The sequence below is a fragment of the Methylobacterium sp. 77 genome (genome assembly GCF_000372825.1).
Lineage (GTDB): Bacteria > Pseudomonadota > Alphaproteobacteria > Rhizobiales > Beijerinckiaceae > Methylobacterium.
The window spans coordinates 3,498,774-3,515,187 of record NZ_KB910516.1; the positions used below are offsets into that span (position 1 = coordinate 3,498,774).

At 67.0% G+C, this 16,414-nt stretch carries 14 protein-coding genes; 12 read left to right on the forward strand and 2 right to left on the reverse strand.

The window, feature by feature from the left end:
* The first annotated feature begins 106 nt into the window (after positions 1-106).
* The 9 genes from urtA to A3OK_RS0116665 all read left to right on the forward strand — a co-directional run bounded on the left by urtA (position 107) and on the right by A3OK_RS0116665 (position 9,207).
* On the forward strand, positions 107-1,366 hold the full coding sequence (gene urtA / locus A3OK_RS0116625) for an urea ABC transporter substrate-binding protein (protein ID WP_026597342.1): 1,260 nt from the start codon (positions 107-109) through the stop codon (positions 1,364-1,366).
* Positions 1,367-1,515: 149 nt separating this feature from the next.
* On the forward strand, positions 1,516-2,442 hold the full coding sequence (gene urtB, locus A3OK_RS0116630) for an urea ABC transporter permease subunit UrtB (protein WP_019906018.1): 927 nt from the start codon (positions 1,516-1,518) through the stop codon (positions 2,440-2,442).
* Between the two features lie 13 nt (positions 2,443-2,455).
* Complete coding sequence (urtC, locus tag A3OK_RS0116635; RefSeq protein ID WP_019906019.1) at positions 2,456-3,622, forward strand: urea ABC transporter permease subunit UrtC; 1,167 nt, start codon at positions 2,456-2,458, stop codon at positions 3,620-3,622.
* 13 nt (positions 3,623-3,635) lie between these two features.
* A complete protein-coding gene (urtD, locus tag A3OK_RS0116640; protein ID WP_019906020.1) occupies positions 3,636-4,421 on the forward strand; it encodes an urea ABC transporter ATP-binding protein UrtD in 786 nt (261 codons plus the stop codon).
* A gap of 14 nt (positions 4,422-4,435) precedes the next feature.
* Positions 4,436-5,194, forward strand: coding sequence for an urea ABC transporter ATP-binding subunit UrtE (urtE, locus tag A3OK_RS0116645; protein WP_019906021.1), 759 nt, complete (start codon positions 4,436-4,438; stop codon positions 5,192-5,194).
* A 10-nt stretch (positions 5,195-5,204) separates the two neighbouring features.
* A complete protein-coding gene (locus tag A3OK_RS0116650) occupies positions 5,205-6,260 on the forward strand; it encodes an alpha/beta fold hydrolase (RefSeq protein WP_019906022.1) in 1,056 nt (351 codons plus the stop codon).
* A 144-nt stretch (positions 6,261-6,404) separates the two neighbouring features.
* Positions 6,405-7,634, forward strand: coding sequence for a formamidase (fmdA, locus tag A3OK_RS0116655; RefSeq protein WP_019906023.1), 1,230 nt, complete (start codon positions 6,405-6,407; stop codon positions 7,632-7,634).
* A gap of 62 nt (positions 7,635-7,696) precedes the next feature.
* Entirely contained in the window at positions 7,697-8,011 is a 315-nt protein-coding gene (locus A3OK_RS0116660; protein ID WP_019906024.1) for a zinc ribbon domain-containing protein, read from the forward strand.
* Between the two features lie 167 nt (positions 8,012-8,178).
* Positions 8,179-9,207, forward strand: a complete 1,029-nt coding sequence (locus tag A3OK_RS0116665; protein WP_019906025.1) for an aliphatic amidase — start codon at positions 8,179-8,181, stop codon at positions 9,205-9,207.
* Between the two features lie 16 nt (positions 9,208-9,223).
* Here A3OK_RS0116665 and A3OK_RS0116670 read toward each other — a convergent pair whose 3' ends face one another.
* Complete coding sequence (locus A3OK_RS0116670; protein ID WP_019906026.1) at positions 9,224-10,924, reverse strand: sensor histidine kinase; 1,701 nt, start codon at positions 10,922-10,924, stop codon at positions 9,224-9,226.
* Between the two features lie 244 nt (positions 10,925-11,168).
* On the opposite strand from A3OK_RS0116670, the gene A3OK_RS0116675 reads away from it, so the two are divergent.
* The gene (locus A3OK_RS0116675; protein WP_026597343.1) at positions 11,169-12,056 is read left to right on the forward strand and encodes an aldose 1-epimerase family protein; all 888 of its coding nucleotides are present in this window, start codon (positions 11,169-11,171) and stop codon (positions 12,054-12,056) included.
* Positions 12,053-12,736 carry a TenA family protein gene (locus A3OK_RS0116680; protein WP_019906028.1) on the forward strand — a complete coding sequence of 228 codons (684 nt, stop codon included), beginning with the start codon at positions 12,053-12,055 and terminating at the stop codon, positions 12,734-12,736. Before A3OK_RS0116675 ends, A3OK_RS0116680 begins: the two co-directional genes overlap by 4 nt.
* A 36-nt stretch (positions 12,737-12,772) precedes the next feature.
* Here the strand turns inward: A3OK_RS0116680 and A3OK_RS0116685 are convergent, their stop codons facing one another.
* A complete protein-coding gene (locus A3OK_RS0116685) occupies positions 12,773-13,588 on the reverse strand; it encodes a class II glutamine amidotransferase (RefSeq protein ID WP_019906029.1) in 816 nt (271 codons plus the stop codon).
* 250 nt (positions 13,589-13,838) lie between these two features.
* Between A3OK_RS0116685 and A3OK_RS0116690 the strand changes: the two genes are divergently transcribed.
* Positions 13,839-16,391, forward strand: coding sequence for an ABC transporter ATP-binding protein (locus A3OK_RS0116690; protein WP_019906030.1), 2,553 nt, complete (start codon positions 13,839-13,841; stop codon positions 16,389-16,391).
* The last annotated feature ends 23 nt before the right edge of the window (positions 16,392-16,414 follow it).

Consider the following 16,414-nt stretch of genomic DNA (forward strand, 5'->3'; position numbering starts at 1 on the left):
ACAGCGTATATGCTGCGCCGCGTCATCACGCCTAGCTTCCGCCGTCCGCAACGGCCCGCCTTATGCAGGTGCCGGCGGGGTATCTCGTGGAAGGGGTTCACGCACGATGGCAGCCGACAACGAGCACGGACAGCACTCGGCCCTGCGTCGCAAGCTTTTAATGGGTCTGGCGAGCATCCCCGCGATGGCGATGCTGCCGCGCAGCGCTTTCGCCGCGGCTCCTCCGACCTCGGCGGTGAACACCACCGGGCTCGCCGTGACCGATACCGAGGTCACCGTCGGCATCCTCCACTCGGCCACCGGCACGATGGCGATCTCCGAGACCGGTTCGATCCAGGCGGAGAAACTCGCCATCGCGCAGATCAACGAGATGGGCGGCGTCCTCGGCCGCAAGATCAAGGTGATCCAGGAAGACGGTGCCTCCGACTGGCCGACCTTCGCCGAGAAGGCCAAGAAGCTTCTCGTCAACGACCATTGCGCGGCCGTGATGGGATGCTGGACCTCGGCCTCGCGCAAGGCCGCGCTGCCCGTGTTCGAACAGTATAACGGCCTGCTGTACTATCCGACCTTCTACGAGGGCCTGGAGCAGTCCAAGAACGTCATCTACACCGGCCAGGAGGCCACCCAGCAGATCCTCGAATCGCTGAATTGGGTGACCAAGGAGAAGAGCGCCAAGACGTTCTTCTTCATCGGCTCGGATTACATCTGGCCGCGCACGTCGAACAAGATCGCCCGCAAGCACATCGAGAACGTGCTCAAGACCAAGGTCGTCGGCGAGGAATATTTCCCGCTCGGCCACACGCAGTTCAATTCGGTGATCAACAAGATCAAGCTCACCAAGCCGGACGTGATCTTCACCGACGTCGTCGGCGGCTCGAACGTGGCGTTCTACAAGCAGCTCAAGGCGGCCGGCATCGACCTCTCGAAGCAGACCCTGCTGACCATCTCGGTGACGGAAGACGAGATCGACGGCATCGGCGGCGACAACATCGCGGGCGCCTATTCCTGCATGAAATACTTCCAGTCGCTCAAGAACGCGAACAACGAGAAGTTCGTCGGCGCCTTCCACAAGATGTGGGGCGAGAAGACCGTGATCGGCGACGTCACCCAGGCGGCCTATCTCGGACCGTTCCTGTGGAAGATGGCGGTGGAGAAGGCGGGCTCCTTCGATGTGGACAAGGTCGTCGCGGCCTCCCCCGACATCGAGTTCAAGGAAGCGCCCGAGGGCTACGTCAAGATCCACCCGAACCACCATCTCTGGTCGAAGACCCGCGTCGCCAAGGCTCTGCCGAGCGGCCAGTTCGAGATCGTCTACGAGAGCCCCGCGCTGATCGAGCCCAACCCCTTCCCCAAGGGTTACCAGTAATCCTCCGTGTCTATTGGCGGGGCGCGGCGCGCGCCTTGCTTTGAACACTGCGGCGGGCCGATTGCCGGGCCGCCGAAATCTTGGGGCGGCAGACTACGCCGCCCAAGAACGATGGCTCGCTGACTGGCGCGACGGCCCGGAGGTCCAGGATGTTCGGAGACTATTCCCTCGGCGATCTCGGCGCGATCTTCGCCATGCAGGGCTTCGCCGGCCTGATCCTGTTCTCGGTCTACGTGCTGATGGCGCTCGGCCTCGCGGTCATCTTCGGCCAGATGGGCGTGATCAACATGGCGCACGGGGAATTCATGATCCTCGGCGCCTACGTCACCTACCTGTGCTCGACCTTCTTCCAGGCCCATCTTCCCGGCCTGTTCAGCATCTACTTCTTCGTGGCGATGGTCCTGGCCTTCCTGGCTTCGGGAGCACTCGGGATGATCGTCGAATGGACGCTCATCCGCCATCTCTACAAGCGCCCGCTCGATACGCTGCTCGCCACCTGGGGGCTGTCGCTGATCCTGCAGCAATCCTACCGCACCATCTTCGGGGCCCGCGAAGTCGGCGTCGAACTGCCGTCCTGGCTCATCGGCTCGGTCCAGGTCACCGACACGATCGAGGTGCCGATCAACGGCCTGTTCGTGATGGCGATCACCACCCTCATTACCGTCGGCGTCGGCCTGCTGATGTACCGCTCGCGCTTCGGCCAGCAGGTCCGCGCGGTGATGCAGAACCGCCCCATGGCCGGCGCGGTCGGCATCGATACCGAGAAGGTCGACCGTTACACGTTCGGCCTCGGCTGCGGCATCGCCGGCGTGGCCGGCTCGGCCTTCACCATGATCGGCTCCACCGGGCCGACCTCGGGCCAGCTCTACATCGTCGACACCTTCCTGATCGTGGTCTTCGGAGGAGCCGCGAGCCTGCTCGGCACCATCGCTTCGGCCTTCTCGATCTCGCAGACCCAATCGACCCTCGAATTCTTCCTGTCCGGCTCTACCGCCAAGGTCCTGACGCTGCTTGCCGTCGTCGGAATCCTGATGGTCCGCCCGCAGGGCCTGTTCACCCTCAAGGTCCGGCGCTGAGGAGGCCATCCCGATGACAAGCCCCGTCCAGACCCTGTCGAAGTCGCTCACCGTGAACGACAATTCCTTCATGAAGCCGATGGAGTGGGTGAGCCTCGCGCTGCTCGCCGCCTTCATCCTCATCGTCCTGCCGGCGACGCTGGACGCGTTCCGCCTCAACCTGGTGGGCAAGTACCTCACCTACGCCTTCGTGGCGCTGGGCCTCGTCATGTGCTGGGGCTATGCCGGCATCCTGTCTCTCGGACAGGGGGTGTTCTTCGGGCTCGGCGGCTATTGCATGGCCATGTACCTGAAGCTCGAGGCCTCCAGCGTCGAGAACACCAAGATCCAATCGACGCCCGGCATCCCGGACTTCATGGACTGGAACCAGATCACCGAACTTCCCTGGATCTGGAAGCCGTTCCAGAGCCTGCCGATGACGCTGATCCTCGTCCTCGCCGTACCGGTGTTCTTCGCCTTCGTGATCGGCTTCGCGATGTTCACGCGCCGGGTCGGCGGGACTTACTTCGCCATCATCACCCAGGCCATCGCCGCCATCCTCACCATCCTCATCGTCGGCCAGCAGGGCTATACCGGCGGCATCAACGGCATCACCGACCTGCGGACCCTGCACGGCTGGGACATCCGCACCGACAGCGCCCACAACATCCTCTACTTCATCAATGGCGGTCTGCTCATCGGCTGCATCCTGGCGGCGCAATACGTGAAGAAGGCCAAGCTCGGCCGCATCCTCCTCGCCATGCGCGACAAGGAGGACCGGGTGCGGTTCTCGGGCTACTCGGTGGCCGGCTTCAAGGTCTTCGCCTTCTGCCTCGCCGCCGCCTTCGCCGCGATCGGCGGTGCGATGTTCACCCTTCAGGTCGGCTTCATGTCGCCCTCCTTCGTCGGGATCGTGCCCTCGATCGAGATGGTGATCTACGCCGCCGTCGGCGGTCGCCTGTCGCTGTTCGGCGCGGTCTGGGGCACGCTGCTGGTCAACTGGGCCAAGACCACCTTCTCCGAGAGCTTCCCCGAACTCTGGCTCTTCGGTCTCGGTGCCCTGTTCATCGCGGTCGTGCTCGCCTTCCCGAACGGTCTCGCCGGCATCTACCGCAGCTACGTCGAGCCCCGGCTCACCCGCAAGGTGAAGGCCCTTCAACCCGTGGACGCGGCCGTCCCCCACGGCACCCCGGCCGAATAGGAGCGAGACCGAGATGAACGCCGCCATCCTGAACTCGCCGATCATCGGCGAATCCCCCGACGCGAAGGAATTCCTCCTCGCCGTCGAGGCCCTCACGGTCTCGTTCGACGGATTCAAGGCGGTGAACGACGTCTCGTTCTATGTCGACCCCAACGAGATCCGCGTCATCATCGGCCCCAACGGCGCCGGCAAGACCACGGTGCTGGACCTGATCTGCGGGCGCACCAAGGCCAGCACCGGGTCGATCAAGTTCAAGGGCCAGGAACTCACCAAGATATCGGAGAGCGCCATCGTCCAGGCCGGCGTCGGCCGCAAGTTCCAGACGCCGTCGATCTACGACGACCTCACGGTGTTCGAGAACCTGGAGATCTCCTTCCCCCGCGGCCGCACGGTGTGGGGGGCGCTGACCTTCAAGCGCGACGCCGAGGTCCGCGACCGCATCCACGAGGTCGCGACGATGATCTTCCTCAAGGATCAGTTGAAGGAGCGGGCCGAGTTCCTGAGCCACGGCCAGAAGCAATGGCTCGAGATCGGCATGCTGCTGATCCAGGACCCGGAACTGCTCATGCTCGACGAGCCGGTGGCCGGCATGAGCGTCGGCGAACGCATCAAGACCGCCGAGCTCCTCAACCAGATCATCGTCGGCCGCTCGGTGCTGGTGATCGAGCACGACATGAAGTTCGTCGAGGACATCGCCCACCGGGTCACCGTGCTGCACCAGGGCAAGGTGCTCTCCGAAGGTTCGATGGAGCGGGTGAAGAACGACCCGAAGGTCATCGAAGTCTATCTCGGCCACTGAACAGGACCGGCGCCATGCTTCAGACCAGTTCCGCCTCGGCCACCCTGCCCCCGGTGCCCTCCATAATCGGCGGCATCGAGCCGATGCTGGCGATCCGCGATCTCCATTCGGCCTACGGCCAGAGCGAGGTCCTGCACGGCCTCGACATCTCGATCGCCCCCGGCGAGATCGTCGCGGTGATGGGCCGGAACGGCATGGGCAAGACCACGCTGATGAAGACCCTGATGGGGATCGTGCCGGTGAAGTCCGGCACCATCACGGTGGACGGCCATGACGTCACCGCCCTCAAGAGCCACCAGCGCGTGGCCAAGGGCCTCGCCTACGTGCCGCAGGGCCGGATGATCTTCTCCGCCATGACGGTGCAGGAGAATATCGAGACGGGGCTCACGGTCACCGGGGAGCGCAAGGTTCCGCAGGACCTCTACACGATGTTCCCTGTCCTTCTCGAGATGAAGGGCCGGCGCGGCGGCAATCTCTCCGGCGGGCAGCAGCAACAGCTCGCCATCGCGAGGGCGCTCGCCAGTCGACCGAAGGTGTTGCTCCTCGACGAGCCGACCGAAGGCATCCAGCCGTCGATCATCCGCGAGATGGGCCGTACCCTGAAGAAGATCCGCGACGAGCGCGGCCTCTCCATCGTCGTCTCCGAGCAGGTGCTGAGCTTCGCCCTCGATGTCGCCGACCGGGTCCTCGTCATCGAGAACGGCAACATCGTCCACGAGGCGATGCGCGCCGATATCGACGAGGCCAAGGTCGCCCGCTTCCTCTCGGTCTGAAGGAGATCCAATGGCCGGTTACGAGATCTTCGAGCTCGGCGATGTCGTCCTTCAATGCGGCAAGACCCTGCGCGACGCCAAGCTCGCCTACAAGACGTTCGGCACGCTGAACGCGGCCAAGGACAACGTCATCGTCTACCCGACCTGGTATTCCGCCAGCCACAGCGACAACGAATGGCTGATCGGCGATGGCATGGCCCTCGACCCGGCACAGTATTTCATCATCATCCCGAACATGCTCGGCAACGGCGTCTCGTCGTCACCGAGCAACACGGCAGAACCCTACGATCGCGCGCGCTTCCCCGCCGTGACCGTCTACGATCAGGTCCGCTTGCAGCATCGGCTCGTCACCGAGAGGTTCGGGATCGAGCGGATCAAGCTCGTGACCGGCTGGTCGATGGGGGCGGCCCAGTCGTTCCAGTGGGGCGCGTCGTATCCCGACATGGTGGAGCGCATCCTGCCGTTCATGGGCGCGGCGCGGTGCTCGCGGCACAACTTCGTCTTCCTCGAAGGCGTGAAGGCCGCTCTCACCGCGGATGCCGCCTACAAGGACGGATGGTACGACGAGCCGCCACGCCGGGGCCTTCGCGCGATGGCGCGGGTCTATGCGGGCTGGGGTTTCTCGCAGACGTTCTACCGCAAGGAACTCGACCTGAAGCAGCCGGAGCGTCCCTTCGGCGGGCGCCCGGCCGACGTACCGTGGAATTACTCGTCGCTCGAGGATTTCCTCGTCTACTTCTGGGAGGGATTCTTCCTGCCCAAGGACGCGAACGATCTCCTCGCGTTGCTGTGGACGTGGCAGCATGCCGACATATCCGGCGATCCGGCCTATGGCGGAGACTTCGACAAGGCGCTCGCCGGCATCAAGGCCAAGGCGATCGTCATGCCGGGCTCGACCGACCTCTACTTCCCGCCGGAAGACAGCGCCTACGAAGTCTCGCGCATGCCGAACGCCGAATTGCGCGTCTGCCAGAGCGACTGGGGCCATTTCGCGGGCGACCCGCGCGGCACCAGCCCGGACATCGTCCTCGTCGATGCGGCTCTCAGGGAGTTGCTCGCCCGCTGACGGAAAGGCGCGGCCGCGAGGCCGAGCCGATGACAGGGCGCACGCGTGTGGGGTCCATGGCGTGCGCAAGCCGGGACGCAGGTCCTCGAACAGGCATGTCCTCGAACAGGCATGCCCCATAACACGGGAAGGGAGCACGGAACGATGGCTGAGACCCTGATCAAGGTCGACCTGACGCAGTCGGCCTATGACAACGACATGGTCCATAACCGCTGGCACCCGGACATCCCGATGGTGGCCATGGTGAAGCCCGGCGACGACTTCATCATCGAGACCTACGACTGGACCGGCGGCTTCATCAAGAACGACGATTCGGCCGACGACGTACGCGACATCGACCTGTCGATCGTGCACTTCCTCTCCGGCCCCATCGGTGTCGTGGGTGCGGAGCCCGGCGACCTCCTCGTGGTCGATCTCCTCGATATCGGTGCCATGCCCGAGAGCCAGTGGGGCTTCAACGGCTTCTTCTCGAAGAACAACGGCGGCGGTTTCCTCGACGAACACTTCCCCCAGGCCCAGAAGTCGATCTGGGACTTCGAGGGCATGTTCACCAAGTCGCGCCACATCCCCGGCGTGCGCTTCCCCGGCCTGATCCATCCCGGCCTGATCGGCTGCCTGCCCGATCCGAAGATGCTGGAGACCTGGAACACCCGCGAGAAGGCGCTCTACGACACCAATCCCGGCCGGGTGCCCGCACTCGCCACCCTCCCCTTCGCCCCCACCGCCCATATGGGCCGGCTCAAGGGCGAGGGCCGCGACAAGGCGGCGGCGGAGGGCGCCCGTACGGTTCCGGGGCGCGAGCACGGCGGCAATTGCGACATCAAGGACCTGTCGCGCGGCTCGAAGATCTACTTCCCCGTCTACGTGCCGGGAGCCGGCCTCTCCATGGGCGACCTGCATTTCAGCCAGGGCGACGGCGAGATCACCTTCTGCGGCGCCATCGAGATGGCGGGCTGGGTCCATCTCAAGGTCAGCCTGATCAAGGACGGCATGTCGAAATACGGGATCAAGAACCCGATCTTCAAACCGTCGCCGATGACGCCGAAATTCGACGATCATCTGATTTTCGAGGGCATCTCCGTCGATGAGTACGGCAAGCAGCACTACCTCGACGTCACCGTCGCCTACCGGCAGGCCTGCCTCAACGCGATCGAATACCTGAAGAAGTTCGGCTATTCGGGCGCCCAGGCCTACTCGATCCTCGGCACCGCCCCGGTCCAGGGCCATATCTCCGGCGTCGTCGACATTCCCAACGCCTGCGCGACGTTGTGGATTCCGACGAAGATCTTCGACTTCGACATCAATCCCGGCGCGGACGGGCCGATCAAGCATATCGACGGCTCGATCCAGATGCCGCTCTCGCCGGATCTGTAGTCTCCTGGTTTGCCGCGCTTCCCGGCCGGCAAACCGCACACACTTTGCCTGGAAGCGCTCGAATGCCGGTCTACGATTATTCCTGCGAGGCCTGCGGGCCGTTCACCGTGCTGCGCCCGATGGCGCAGTTCAAGGACCCGCACGATTGCCCCGATTGCGGGTCGTCCTGCGGCCGCGCCTTCCTCACCGCGCCGAACCTCGCCTCCATGGATGCGGGCCGGCGCAAGGCGCATGCGACGAACGAGCGGAGCGCGCACGCGCCGCGCAAATCGTCGGGGCACGGGGCCGGCTGCGGCTGCTGCGGTCCGGCGAAAGCCAAGCAACCGGCCGCCGCCAAGAGCTTTCCCAACGCGCGGCCCTGGATGATCAGCCACTGACGATATGGAACCCTCTCCCCTCTGCGGGAGAGGGTGGTCACGGAGCGACCGGGAGCGGGGCGGCGCCGAGCTTTCCGAATGGGGCGGTGCTGCCCCTCTCCCGCCTGCTCCGCAGGCACCCTCCCCCGCGGAGGGGGGAGGGTTCGTAACCCCGAGGAGCACCCACCATGATGCATGGCGACATTTCATCGAGCCACGACAGCGTCGGCGTCGCGGTCGTGAACTACACGATGCCCCGTCTTCACACGCGGGCCGAGGTTCTGGAGAACGCGAGAAAAATCGCCGACATGGTGGTCGGCATGAAGTCCGGCCTGCCCGGCATGGACCTCGTGATCTTCCCCGAATACTCGACCCACGGCATCATGTACGACGCGGCCGAGATGTACGAGACCGCCTCCGCCGTGCCCGGCGAGGAAACGGCGATCTTCGCCGAGGCCTGCCGCAAGGCGCGGGTCTGGGGCGTATTTTCGCTCACCGGCGAGCGCCACGAGGAACACCCCAACAAGGCGCCCTACAACACCCTGATCCTGATGAACGACCAGGGCGAGATCGTGCAGAAGTACCGCAAGATCATGCCCTGGACCCCGATCGAGGGCTGGTACCCGGGCGATTGCACCTATGTCTCGGACGGTCCGAAGGGCCTCAAGATCAGCCTGATCATCTGCGACGACGGCAATTACCCCGAGATCTGGCGCGACTGCGCCATGCGCGGCGCCGAACTCATCATCCGCTGCCAGGGCTACATGTATCCGGCCAAGGAACAGCAGGTCCTGATGTCGAAAGCGATGGCGTTCGCCAACAACACCTATGTGGCCGTGGCCAACGCCGCCGGTTTCGACGGCGTCTACAGCTATTTCGGTCATTCGGCGATCATCGGCTTCGACGGCCGGACCCTGGGCGAATGCGGCACCGAGGAGATGGGCATCCAGTATGCCGCACTGTCGAAATTCCTCATCCGCGACGCGCGCGCCAACATGCAGTCGGAGAACCACCTCTTCAAACTGCTGCATCGTGGCTACACCGGCATGATCAACTCCAAGGAGAACGAGCCCGGCAAGGCGGATTGTCCCTACGACTTCTATCGTCGCTGGATCGAGGACCCCGCCGGCACCCGCGAGGCGGTGCGCGCCATCACCCGCCCCGATCTCGGCACGCCGGAATGCCCGATCGAGGGCATCCCCAACGGGGCGAAGTAACGGATCGCGCTCGGGATCAGTGGAAACGGGCCATCGGCACCGTTTCGATCGGCACGTCGATGCGGCAGCGCAGACCCTCGGCGAGGAAATCGAGCTGGACCGAGCCTGCCAACTCGCGGGCGATGCCGCCGGTGATGAGGCGGGTGCCGAAACCGCGCCGCTTCGGCTGCGCCACGACCGGACCGCCGCGCTCCTGCCACTCGATCTCCAAACGGCGCGCGCCCACCCCATCCTCGACGACGCGCCAGACCACCGACAGGCGTCCCTGCCTCCCCGACAGGGCGCCGTATTTCGCGGCGTTGGTGGTGAGTTCGTGGGCCGTCATCCCCAAGGCCAGCACGTAGCGCGGCGGCAGGTCGATATCGGGGCCGTCGAGTTCCATGTGGTCCGCCGAGCTGCGGTAGGGGCTGAGCTCGTTCTCGAGCACCGCCCGCAACGGCGCACCGGTCCAGTCGTCGCGCGTGAGGAGGTCGTGGGTCTTCGACAGGGCGAGGATGCGGCCTTCGAGCTGCGCCGCCTGCTCCTCCCCGCCGCGCGACTGGCGGGCGAGGGACTGCACCGTGGCGAGGGTGTTCTTCACCCGGTGGTTCAGCTCGTGCATCATCGTCACCTGCTGCTCCTGCAGGGATCGCGTCCGTTCGAGCTCGGCCCTCAAGCCGTCCTCGTGCCTCTCGAGCGCGACGGCCATGGCATCGAAGGCCTGGCCGAGCTGGCCGAATTCGGAGCTTCCCGTCAGCCCCGACCGGGCGGACAATTGGCCGGAGCGCCAGGCGCGGGAGGCCTTGAGCAGCCGCCGTACCGGCTTGCGGATGAAGACGCGACCGCCGATCAGCGCAGCGACGATGGCGACGAGGGTCCCGAGGAAGATCAGGATCACGCCCCGCCGGGTCGCCGCGTCGATATCGGCGAAGGCGGTATCGCGGGACAGGCCCACGGCGAGGGTCATGCCGTCGAGGGCGCCGTCGGGGCGGACCATTCCGGTGATGCGCGGAGTTCCGCCGAGGTCAGGCATCTCGATGACGCCTCCGGCGGCCTCCGCCTCGCTCAGGCCAGTGGCGAAGGCCGCCGGCATGTCTCGACCGACCCAGGAGCCCGTGTCGGGAGTCTGGACGATGATCGTGCCGCTGCGGTCGAGCACCGTCACGGTGGCGTCCTTGGGCAGGCCGGCATGAGCCAGGCGGTCTCCGAGCCAGGCCGGGTCGAAGCCGAAGATCAGCAGGCCGGAGGATTTGGCGCCGGACGCCTGGATCGGGTAGGCGAACTGGATGGTGGGAACCCCGCTGCCGCGACCGACCACGTATTCGCCAATCACCGGCAGGCCCGACACCATCGCCTTCTGGAAATAGGTCCGGTCGGCCATGGAATAGGCTCCCCGCTCCATGCCGCGGCTGTTGCAGACGAGGTGGCCTTCCGCATCCGCCAGGATGAGGATCGTCGCCCCCGACAGCTTGCTGATGATCGAGCGCAGGAAGCTGGTGCATCCCGCGGCCTCCTGGTCGCGGATGAACGGAGCCTCCGCGAGAATGTCGAGGAGCTGGCTCATCCCGGCGGCGAACTGGGCCAGATCCTCCGAGACCGCACGGGCGCTGCGCAGGGCGGATGCGGTCACGGCATCTTCGCGCGCGCTGCGCAACGCATGCTCGTTGAAGCTCTGGACCGCGATGGCGGGGACCAGAACGAGCAAGACCAGTGCAACGATACGGGATGTCAGCGTCATGAAGGGCGGCTGGTCGCAAAGGACAACAAATCGGCCGGGAGGATCCGGTTCGTCCAACCGAATCAGCTTGGCATTATACTGTATGCCTGACTTGCCGAACCAGCCGTATGGGAAACTTGTCGGGACGGACGGATTTCTCGGCGACCCGCGAATGCCGGATGCCGAACCCGATCGCGACGAGGCTGGACCGACGCCCCTCCCGCGGCCACAACCGCTCCAGCATGAAAGCCCCGAGGATCCCGACATGAGCGACCGCATCACTCTGAAAGCCGGAGACGGCACCGTTGCGGTGGTAGCGGCGTCCGGCGCCGAGCCGGTCTCGTGGCAGGTCGGGGGCCGCGAATATCTCTGGAACGGCGACCCGGCGCATTGGAACCGGCATGCGCCCTGGCTCTTCCCGGTGGTCGGCGCCTCGGCCGGCGGCGTGGTCCGGGTGGACGGCGAGACCTATCCGATGGGCCAGCACGGCTTTGCCCGCGACCTGCCCTTCGCCATCGTGGCGCAGAGCGACGACGGCGTCACCCTGCGCCTGGAGGAGAGCGAGGCGACGCGTTCCCACTATCCGTACCCGTTCCGCCTCGACATCACCACGCGGGTCGGCCCGGCCCATCTCGATTTCGAGATCTGGATCGAGAATACCGGGGAGACGCCCCTGCCTTACGCGCTCGGCTTCCATCCGGCCTTCCCCTGGCCCTTCGCCGATGGCGAGCGCAGGGCCGGCGGCGGCTACGCGGTGGAATTCGAGCATCCCGAGCGGGCCATGGCCCCGGAGGTGGGAGATGGCGGCCTGCTCCTGCGCCAGGAGCGCCCGTTCGCCCTCGACGGTCGGATACTACCCCTCGATCCGGACATGTTCTCCGAAGCCATCGTCCTGCGCGATGCGGCGAGCGCCAGGATGCGCTTCACCGCGCCCGATGGCAGCGCCATCCGCATGAATGTCTCGGACTTCCCCCATCTCGCCATCTGGACGAAGCCCACGGCGCCGTTCCTCTCCCTCGAATGCTGGACCGGCTACGCCGACTGGTCGGGATTCGACGGCGACCTGACCCGGCGCGACTCGCAGCGCCTCCTCGCACCCGGCCAGCGCGCCCGCCACGGCGTCAGCCTCACCCTGGAAGGGCCCCGCTCATGATCCGTCCCATCGACGAGACCGGCTTCGCGGCGGAGGCCTGGACCCGCAACGAAGCGGCCTACGAGACCATCCGCACGATGCCCTTCAATGCCGAGCTCGCCGCCGGCACGCTCGCAGAGGCCCGGTTCCGGCACTACATCCTGCAGGACGCGCATTACCTGATCGGATTCGGCCGGGCGCTCGCCCTGGCCGCGGCGAAGGCGCCGGAGCCCGAGGGGATCGTGCAGTTCGCCAAGGCGGCCGAGACGGCCATCGTGGTCGAGCGCTCGCTCCATGGCGGCTTCTTCCGGGATTACGGCATCACGGCCGAGACCTTCGCCGGCACTCCCCTGTCCCCGCCCTGCGACCATTACGTCTCGTATCTCCTCGCCACGGCCTATGCCGAACCCTACGAGGTTCTGCTCGCCGCCCTGCTGCCGTGCTTCTGGATCTATGCCGAGATCGGCACCGACATCCTGTCGCGCGCCGGCGCCGGCAATCCCTACGCCGCCTGGATCGACACCTATGCCGGCGAGGAGTTCGGCATCGCCGTCGCCGAGATGATCGCGGCCACCGATGCCGCAGCGCTCGGGGTCTCGCCCTCGCTGCGGGCAAGGATGCACCGCGCCTTCACCCGCGCGACGCAGCTCGAATGGATGTTCTGGGACGGCGCCTACCGCGAGGCGGTCTGGCCGGTCTGAAATCCGACCGTCAGGTGCGAAGACCGCTCGCCGCTCTCAATGCGTGCAGGGGAGCGGGACGCGCACCGGCTTCGGCGCACCCGGCTTGACGATGCGCACGATGCCGTCCCGCAGGGACAGCATGTGACCGCGCTCCACGTCGGTCCAGCACTCGTCGCGGGTGAGCGCCTTGGTGGCGATGACCGTCACCACGTCGTCGCTCCGCGTCTCCTGGGCGAAATCGACGTGCCAATCCTCGTCGATCAGGGTGGCCGTGCCGAAGGGGGCGCAGCGGGTGAGGTAGCACAGGCGCTTGCCGCAATGGGCATAGAGCGTCCGGCTGTCGCTCAGCAGCATGTTGAACACACCGAGCCCGTGCAGCTCGGCGCAGAGTTCGGCGACCGCCGTGTCGAGCCGTGCCGGGCTCGGCAGGCTCGGATAGCGCGCCTGCAACCGGTCGAGCATCCAGCAGAAGGCGTACTCGCTGTCGGTGGAGCCCACCGGCTTGAACCAGGTGAGCGGCCACTTCTTCACGCCCTTGAGCTGGCCGTTATGGGCGAAGGTCCAGCGCCGTCCCCAGAGCTCGCGGCTGAACGGATGGGTGTTCTCGAGCCCGACCCGCCCGCGATTGGCCTTGCGCACATGCGCGATCACGATCCGGCTCTTGATCGAATATTCGCGCAGGAGCTTGGCGAGGACCGAGCGCGCGCTCGGTTCGGGCTCATGGAAGGCGCGGGCGCCGCGGCCCTCGTAGAAGGTGATGCCCCATCCGTCGGCGTGAGGTCCGGTCTCGCCGCCGCGCCGGGCGAGCGCGGCGAAAGAGAAGCGGATATCGGTTGGCACGTTCGCGCTCATGCCGAGCAATTCGCACATGGAAAATCTTGCGGTTTCTGGCGATGCGCTTGCGACGGGAAAGCGGGTGAGGAAGCGGGCGGGCGTCGAGGTCGCCGGAGAAACACAAACCTAGGAGTGTTTGCCGCGTCCGACAACCGCGGAGCCGCATGTGCCGGGAGACACGAAGAGATTCGTCACCGGTGTTCTCGCGCCTTCCATGGCCGCCGGCGATCCTCTAAGCCGGCCTTGATGGACCGTACCCGGCACGGGCCGCCGGAGGGAAACGTCGATGGATCGTGATCCGATCGCCTTCGCCTGGAAGTCGGCACGGACGCTCCAGCTCTCGGCCATCGCCCTCACGCTGGGGCTGGGCTTCCCCCTCGCCGCGTTCGCCCTCCTCTGCCTGCGCGATCTCGTGAGCGTCCTGGTCCAGGCACCGGCGCAGACCGTCCCGTTCCTCCGGATCGCGATGGAGCGGCCCTGGAATTCGGCCGGCGACCCGCCCTTGGTGGCCGTGTCCGGCTGGCCGATGCCACCCGTCGACGTGATCCTGTGGGCGCTGAGCGGGCTCGCCGCCGTCGCTCTCCTCGCGGCTGCCCTGGGCTGGATCGTGGCGCGGCTGTGCTTCTTCGTCCAGACCCGGACGATCCGTCTCCTGAACGAGCGGGTGACCACGGCGATCCTGCATGCCCCGACGGCGGCCAGGGACGAGGCCCGCACCCTGACGCAGCTCATCGGCGCGCTGTTGGCCCGGATCGACACCCTGTTCGGCCTCGGCATCGTCGTCCCGGTCACCACCCTCGCCGCCGTGATCCTGGCCCTCGCGCTGGCCGGCCTTGCCGCTCCGAGGCTGGTACCCGCCGTCGCGGTGGGCCTTCTCGCGGCGGGCCTCGCCCGAATCCTGATCCTCCAGCGGACCCGCGCGCGCACCGCCCTGCGCCTGACTTCCGGGGCGAGCGCCGAGCGCTTCCTCGCCGACCTCATCCGGCGGGTCCCGGCGGTGCGGGCCCATGGAGCCGAAGCCTTCGAGCGTAACCGCCTCGCGGCCAAGGGGGCGGCAATGCGCGATGCCCTGGCGGCCGCCGAATCCTCCCTCGCCTTCGCGCGGGCGCCCTCGCTCGCCCTCGGCGTCCTGCTCCCCGCCATCATCCTGGCCGTAGCCCTCTGGCGCGGAGAGAGCGGCACGGCACCGCCGGTGGCGCCCGGAGCCCTGGTGGCCGCCGGCGGCGGCTTCGCCCTCGCCGTCCTGGCGCTCGCGGTGACCCTTCGGCTGCGCTCGGTCCATGAGGCGGTGACGCCGGTCTTCCGCGATCTCGCGACGACCCTAGTCTCTCTCGAGGGACGGGGTGGCTTCCGGCCGGGCCCCTTCGCCGCTCTGCCGCAGGGCGGCGCGCTCGCAGCCTCCGGGGTCGGCGCCTACGATCCCGCCAGCGGGGAGCGCCTCGCCGGCGTCGACGTCACGGTACCGATGCCCTCCCATCTGGCGATCGTCGGCGAGCGCGGCAGCGGCGCGCGGGCATTGGCAGCCCTCCTCGCCGGACAGCTCGAACCCACCGCGGGCGCGGTGACCTATGACGGGATCGACCTGCGCAGTCTCGACCCGGCCGAGCGCGCCAGCCACATCGCCCTCGCGGGCGCGGAAGCGATCCTGATCGAGGGAACGCTGGAGCAGAACATCCTCTACGGCGCGGCGCGGCAGGAGCGGCCCTCGGAGACGGACCTCATCGAGGTGCTGCGTCTGACCGGGCTCGACGCCTTCGTCTATGCCCGCGGCCTCGAAGGGACGGTGGATCCGAGCGCAGAGCCCGGCATCGCCGAGGCCATCGTCTCCGCCCGTCACGCCGTGCGGGAGGCCCTGGCGGCGGATAAGGCGGCGCGGTTGGTGGAGCCGTTCGATCCCGCCCGCTACAACCATCAGGCGACGGTGGGCGAGAACATCCTGTTCGGCGAGGCCGTCGGGGCGGCCTTCTCCGGCAGCCATATCGCCGCCCATCCCTACCTGCGCGCCGTGCTGGAAGCCGAGGACCTGACCCGGCCCTTCACCGAGATCGGTCTGCAGGTGGCGCGCAGCACCATCGAGATCTTCGCCGATCTGCCCGACGATCACCCTCTCTTCGACGCGTTCTCCCTGTTTCCGGCGGCCGAGCGAGGGTTCTTCGAGGATCTGGTCAGCCGCCAGCCGGAGGCCAAGGGCTGGCGCCGGGGCCCGGCCGGCCAGCGCGACCGCAAGCGCCTGATCGGGCTGGCGCTCCGCTACAGCGAGACCCGGCACCGGTTCGGCCTGATCGACGCCGCCTTCGAAGAACGCATCGTCGTGGCGCGGCACTCCTTCGCGCGGCTGATGCCGCAGAGCCTGCGCTCGGGCGTCGAGTTCTACGACCCGACCCGCCTCAACCCGGCCGCCAGCCTGGAGGAGAACTTGCTGTTCGGGCGCATCAACGGTGAGGAAGCCGGCGCCGAACAGCGCGTGCGGGCGCTGGTGCGCCGCGTCCTCGTACAGCAGGGACTCGAATCGGCCGTCTACCGGCTCGGCCTCGCCAGCCGTGTGGAACCGGGCATGGGCGGCGGCGGGGCGAGTCTCGGCGAGAACGCCATCGGTTCGCGCGAGCGAATCGGCATCGATCTCGCGCGCTGCCTCGTGCGCAAGCCGGACATCGTCGTCATCGCCATCGCCCTCGACGACGGCAAGGCCGCCGAGATCAAGGAGCGCCTCGCCAGCCTGCGCGCGGCGCGGGCCGGGCGCGGACTCATCGTCTGCCTGCCGGACACCAACGCCCTCGATGCAAACGATCCCTTCGGCGCGGTGCTGCATGTGGAGCGCAACGCGGTTCTGGCCGCCTGACGCGACGAGGACAACCGAAGGGA

Coding starts and splice junctions, on each gene's coding strand:
- A3OK_RS0116665 (WP_019906025.1), top strand. CDS start 8,179: ATGATGCATGGCGACATTTCATCGAGCCACGACAGCGTCGGCGTCGCG.
- fmdA (WP_019906023.1), top strand. CDS start 6,405: ATGGCTGAGACCCTGATCAAGGTCGACCTGACGCAGTCGGCCTATGAC.
- A3OK_RS0116650 (WP_019906022.1), top strand. CDS start 5,205: ATGGCCGGTTACGAGATCTTCGAGCTCGGCGATGTCGTCCTTCAATGC.
- A3OK_RS0116690 (WP_019906030.1), top strand. CDS start 13,839: ATGGATCGTGATCCGATCGCCTTCGCCTGGAAGTCGGCACGGACGCTC.
- A3OK_RS0116680 (WP_019906028.1), top strand. CDS start 12,053: ATGATCCGTCCCATCGACGAGACCGGCTTCGCGGCGGAGGCCTGGACC.
- urtB (WP_019906018.1), top strand. CDS start 1,516: ATGTTCGGAGACTATTCCCTCGGCGATCTCGGCGCGATCTTCGCCATG.
- A3OK_RS0116660 (WP_019906024.1), top strand. CDS start 7,697: ATGCCGGTCTACGATTATTCCTGCGAGGCCTGCGGGCCGTTCACCGTG.
- A3OK_RS0116685 (WP_019906029.1), bottom strand. CDS start 13,588: ATGTGCGAATTGCTCGGCATGAGCGCGAACGTGCCAACCGATATCCGC.
- urtD (WP_019906020.1), top strand. CDS start 3,636: ATGAACGCCGCCATCCTGAACTCGCCGATCATCGGCGAATCCCCCGAC.
- A3OK_RS0116670 (WP_019906026.1), bottom strand. CDS start 10,924: ATGACGCTGACATCCCGTATCGTTGCACTGGTCTTGCTCGTTCTGGTC.
- urtA (WP_026597342.1), top strand. CDS start 107: ATGGCAGCCGACAACGAGCACGGACAGCACTCGGCCCTGCGTCGCAAG.
- urtC (WP_019906019.1), top strand. CDS start 2,456: ATGACAAGCCCCGTCCAGACCCTGTCGAAGTCGCTCACCGTGAACGAC.
- A3OK_RS0116675 (WP_026597343.1), top strand. CDS start 11,169: ATGAGCGACCGCATCACTCTGAAAGCCGGAGACGGCACCGTTGCGGTG.
- urtE (WP_019906021.1), top strand. CDS start 4,436: ATGCTTCAGACCAGTTCCGCCTCGGCCACCCTGCCCCCGGTGCCCTCC.